The sequence below is a fragment of the Pseudomonas sp. PIC25 genome (assembly GCF_002286785.1).
In the GTDB taxonomy this organism is placed as follows: Bacteria; Pseudomonadota; Gammaproteobacteria; order Pseudomonadales; family Pseudomonadaceae; genus Pseudomonas_M.
Genome location: NZ_MUJY01000104.1, coordinates 1 through 4,909, shown reverse-complemented (window position 1 = coordinate 4,909; position 4,909 = coordinate 1). Strand labels below are relative to the sequence as shown.

Genomic DNA, 4,909 nt, shown 5'->3' with positions numbered 1-4,909 from the left:
CCGGCCGGGGCGGCAGCCAGACCTGGGTGGCGATCCGGTAAGCACCCGCCTCGAAACTGCCGAGGCGGGTTCGCGCCTCGGGATGGCGCTCGGACGGATCGAGGCCGTAATAGGTCCGGTAGGCCTGCACAGCCGGCAACTCGTCTTCCCCTGCGGCCAAGGGTCGCAGCAGCGATCGCAGGTCTTCGGGCTGGAACGGCTCAGGCATAAGGCTTCCACAGGCTGGTACGGATGATTCGCGATGCGCTCCGGGGCATCGCGGCGGGCTGCCGATATTCTGCTGCCCGGCGCGGCATGGCAAGCTATCGGCCCTTTCAGTCGATCGATCGCCATGCCGTTGCCCCGCCGCAAGACCGTCCTCGCCAGCCTGCTCGCCGTCGTCTGGCTGGGCGCCATGCTCGCCGCCTTCTGGTGGTACGAGGCGCGCTTCATCCGCCCGTTCAGCGAGCGCACCACCCTGTTCGCCGGCGATGAACTGCGCCTGCCGGACGAACTGGCCGGGCCGGGGCCGATCCGCCTGGTGCATTTCTGGGACCCGGCCTGCCCCTGCAACGTCGGCAACCAACAGCACCTGGCCGAGCTGATCGAACACTATGCACCGCGCGGCGTGGCCTTCTATGCCGTGCAGAAGCCCGGCACGCGGGGCCGCCTGCCGGATGTCCTCGCGGGCCTGCGGCCGATTGCGCAGCTCCCCGGCGCCGACCGTCTGCCGGCCAGCCCGGCGGTGGGCATCTGGGATGCGCAAGGCCGCCTCGCCTACTTCGGCCCTTACAGCGAAGGCGCCACCTGCACCTCCAGCAACAGCTTCATCGAGCCCATCCTCGAAGCCCTGGCCCAGGGCCGCAGCGTCGATGCCACCCACACCTTGGCCGTGGGCTGCTACTGCCCCTGGTCCGACGCAGCGGACTGACGCATTCGCTGCTGTCGATAGTGCTCCGGCGTCTGCCCATGCCAGCGCCGGAATGCCCGGTAGAAGGGCGACAGCTCGGCGAACCCGCAGGCCCGCGCCACCTCGCGAATCGCCATGCCCTGCTCCAGCAACGTCGCCGCCCGCGCCCGGCGCACTTCGTCGTGCACTTGGCGAAAGCTGCGGCCCTGGACAGCCAGGGCGCGCTGCAAGGCGCCGCTGTCCATGTCCAGCGCCCGAGCGCACGCCCGCAAGCTGCATGTGTGCAGACCGAGACGGCTGTCCAGCCAGTAGCGCAGCCGGTTGAGCAACTGGTTTTCCTCCAGAGCAGCCAGCTCCCGCTCCGCCTGGGCGTACAGCAAGGCATGCAGCGTCGGTTGCGCGGTGCGTGACGGCCGCGCCAGCAAGGCGGCGGGAAATTCCAGGGCATCGTGCGGCTGGGCAAAGCGCGGGGTGAGGCCGAACAGGCGGCGATGCTCGTCCAGGCGTACCGGTGCCGCATGACGAAAGGTCACACCCTGCAGTCGGAACTCGTCGTCGGTGAGTACCGCCAACTGCTTGCAGAACAGCAGCATCACGCATTCCATCTGCTGGCGCAGCGAGGCGAAGCCCCGGTAATTCAGGTCGATGATCAACCGCGCCACTCCATCCTGCTCCTCCAGCCGGGCGGCGAACCCACCGGACAGCACATGCTGGAAGCGCACGAAATCATCCAGCGCCTGGCGCAGGTCTTGGCTGGCCAGTTGCAGGTAGCTGACCACATCCAGCGGGCGCGGCTTCATCACCTCAGCCAAGTGCAGGCCGATATGCGCATCGCCGGTCAGCCCCTCCAGGGTCTGCCAGAACAGCGGTGCGTCGTCATGCGGCTCGCGACCGTCGCGGGTGGGCGGAGGCAACGGTTTGCCTTGGTAGGCGCGGCGATAGATGTCAGTGGGATCGAGGCCCAGCGTGCTCAACGCCTCGTAGAGCAGGCGTCGCAGGCTCGGCGAATGGGTCAGGGCGGTCGGGGTGGGGTCCATGGTCGCTCCAGCAGGTTGACCGGAGAATTCCAGCACTCGCACATTGGGTCAATGCCGCTTCCCTTCCGGCCAAGCACAATCGGCGTCCGTCCATGCCAGGGAGCGCCCCGATGAAACGCAGCCTTACCGTCCTCGCCCTCACCATCGCCGCCGTGACTGCCGGTGGCTTGTGGTATGTCCAGGGCAAGCGCCCGGTCCGCGACGGCGAACTGCCCCTCGCCCACCTGCAGGCGCCGGTGACGGTACGCTACGACGAGCGCGGCGTGCCACACATCGCCGCCGAGAACCAGGCCGACCTGTACCGCGCCCTCGGCTACGTCCATGCCCAGGACCGGCTGTTCCAAATGGAACTGATGCGCCGCCTGGCGCGCGGCGAGCTGGCCGAAATCCTCGGTGCCAAGCTGGTGGACACCGACCGCCTGTTCCGCACCCTGCGCATCCGCGAGCATGCCGACGCCTATGCCGCCGGCATCGACCGCAACCACCCGGCTTGGCAGGCGGCGCAGGCCTACCTCGACGGTATCAACCAATACCAGGCCAGCCGTCCGCTGCCGGTGGAGTTCGATCTGCTCGGCATCCAGCCACGCCCGTTCACCCTCGAAGACTGCCTCAGCGTGGCCGGCTACAACGCCTACAGTTTCGCCACCGCCCTGCGCAGCAACCCGCTGCTGACCTACGTGCGCGACCAGCTCGGCCCCGACTACCTGGATGCCTTCGACATCGCCTGGCACCCGGACGGCGTGATCGACCGCCCGGCGCTGGCCCACGAGGACTGGCGCCCCCTCGGCGCCCTCGCCCAACTCAGCCTCGGCGCCTTCGAAGGCAACGGCCTGCCGCAGTTCGAGGGCAGCAACGCCTGGGTCGTCTCCGGTGCCCGCAGCGCCAGCGGCAAGCCGTTGCTGGCCGGCGACCCGCACATCCGCTTCGCCGTGCCGGCGGTGTGGTACGAAGCCCACCTGAACGCACCGGGTTACGAACTCTACGGCCACTTCCAGGCGCTCACACCGTTCGCCATGCTCGGCCACAACCGCGACTTCTCCTGGAGCCTGACCATGTTCCAGAACGACGACCTCGACCTGATCGCCGAGAAGAACAACCCGGACAACCCGAACCAGGTCTGGTACCGCGGCCAGTGGGTCGACCTGGAAAGCCGCGAAGAAACCATCCGGGTGAAGGATGCCGACCCGGTGACCGTCACCCTGCGCCGCTCGCCCCACGGCCCATTGGTCAACGACGCCCTCGACCCCTCCCTGCGCGGACAGACGCCCATCGCCATGTGGTGGGCCTTCCTGGAAACCGAGAATCCCATCGTCGAAGCCTTCTATGCCCTCAACCGCGCCGACACCCTGGACAAGGCACGGGCCGCCGCCAGCCAGATCCACGCGCCGGGCCTGAACGTCGTCTACGCCAACGCCAAGGGCGACATCGGCTGGTGGGCCGCCGCCAAGCTGCCGAGGCGCCCCGCCGGGGTCAATCCGGCCTTCATCCTCGACGCCAGCCGGGGCGAGGCGGAGAAGGACGGCTTCTACCCGTTCGAAGACAACCCGCATGAAGAGAACCCGGCGCGCGGCTACATCGTCTCGGCCAACTACCAGCCGGTGTCGCCGGCCGGCATCGACATCCCCGGTTATTACAACCTGCCGGACCGTGGCCGCTACCTGAACCAGCGCCTGGGCGAAGCCACCGGCTGGGACCTGCAGAACACCCAGGCCCTGCAACTGGCGACCGGCACCGGCTACCCGCAGCGCGTGCTCCAGCCACTGCTGGCCGACCTGCGCGCCGCCGCCGGGGACGAGGCCGAGCGCACGCTGGTGGACCAGCTCGCCGCCTGGGACGGCCGCCATGAGCTGGACTCGGTGCCGGCCAGCCTGTTCAACCAGTTCCTCTACGAACTGGCCCGCGCCGCCATGGCCGACGAACTGGGCGAGGCCTACTTCGCCACCCTGCTCAACGCCCGCCCGCTGGACTTCGCCCTGCCGCGTCTCGCCGCCGATAGCGGCTCGCCCTGGTGGGACGACCGCACCACCACGTCCACCCGGGAAACGCGCAGCGACACAGTGAAAGCGGCGTGGCAAGCGACCCTGGCGCACCTGCGCAGCCATTTCGGCGACGATCCCCACGGCTGGGCCTGGGGTTCACTGCACAACCTCGCCCAGGGCCATCCCCTCGGCCTGCAGAAGCCGCTGGATAAGGTCTTCAATCTCGCGCCGTTGGCCGCCCCCGGCGGTCATGAAACGCCGAACAACCTGTCGCACAAGATCGGCCCGGCCCCCTGGTCGGTGGTCTACGGCCCCTCCACCCGCCGCCTGATCGACTTCGCCGACCCGGCCCACAGCCTCGGCATCAACCCGGTCGGCCAGAGCGGCGTGCTCTTCGACGCTCACTACAGCGATCAGGCCGAGCGCTACATCGAAGGCGGCTACCAGCCCCAGCATCTGGCCGAGGACGACGTGCAGGCGCATACCCAAGGCCTGCTGAAGCTGGTTCCGGCGGGTTGACGCCGTTGGCAAAACGACGCCGCCGCCTTGCTGCCGGCCCGACGCGGGACTAGAGTCTGGCCGTCGCGGTGCATCCGCGACCGGGAGTCGAAACCCGTCGTTGTCCAAGGCGCGCGGTAGCGCCATAGCCGAGAGCGGGCGCTTTTTTTGCGCCCGCTGTATTCTCGCGTCTTTATGGCGGGCCGTGCGGGGCAGGTTTCGGCCTGGCCGGTTCCCTTGGACGCCGGTATTTCGACCCCCGTACGGCTCCGCCTCCCTATCCGAGTCGAAACGGTTGGGATGGCGGTCTCTTTGTCCAAGGAGCAACGGATAATGCGCTATCCCCCTTTTACCCCAGGGCTCCGCCCTGTTGTGTGTCGTGTCATGGCTTTGACCTTCTGCGGAGATACGCCATGGCTGAAGTGATCCCCTTCCCACCCCGCCTACCGGCCATCGACATTCCCGACTGCCCCTTCCAGGCCGACGCCGAAATGCGCCTGCGCGTG

At 68.4% G+C, this 4,909-nt stretch carries 3 protein-coding genes and 1 pseudogene; 2 read left to right on the top strand and 2 right to left on the bottom strand.

All coding sequences use genetic code 11. The features are described 5' to 3' along the window. Window positions 1-208 (bottom strand): annotated as a pseudogene (locus tag BZL41_RS12555) (alpha/beta hydrolase); the annotation flags it as partial. Window positions 209-331: 123 nt separating this feature from the next. On the opposite strand from BZL41_RS12555, the gene BZL41_RS12550 reads away from it, so the two are divergent. After that, window positions 332-910, top strand: a complete 579-nt coding sequence (locus tag BZL41_RS12550) for a DUF6436 domain-containing protein (protein WP_095599611.1) — start codon at window positions 332-334, stop codon at window positions 908-910. On the opposite strand, the gene BZL41_RS12545 is transcribed toward BZL41_RS12550, so the two are convergent. Next, window positions 880-1,926, bottom strand: coding sequence for an AraC family transcriptional regulator (locus BZL41_RS12545; protein ID WP_095599610.1), 1,047 nt, complete (start codon window positions 1,924-1,926; stop codon window positions 880-882). The two genes, BZL41_RS12550 and BZL41_RS12545, sit on opposite strands and share 31 nt — an antisense overlap. Window positions 1,927-2,036: 110 nt before the next feature. On the opposite strand from BZL41_RS12545, the gene BZL41_RS12540 reads away from it, so the two are divergent. Continuing rightward, window positions 2,037-4,424, top strand: a complete 2,388-nt coding sequence (locus BZL41_RS12540; RefSeq protein WP_095599609.1) for a penicillin acylase family protein — start codon at window positions 2,037-2,039, stop codon at window positions 4,422-4,424. The last annotated feature ends 485 nt before the right edge of the window (window positions 4,425-4,909 follow it).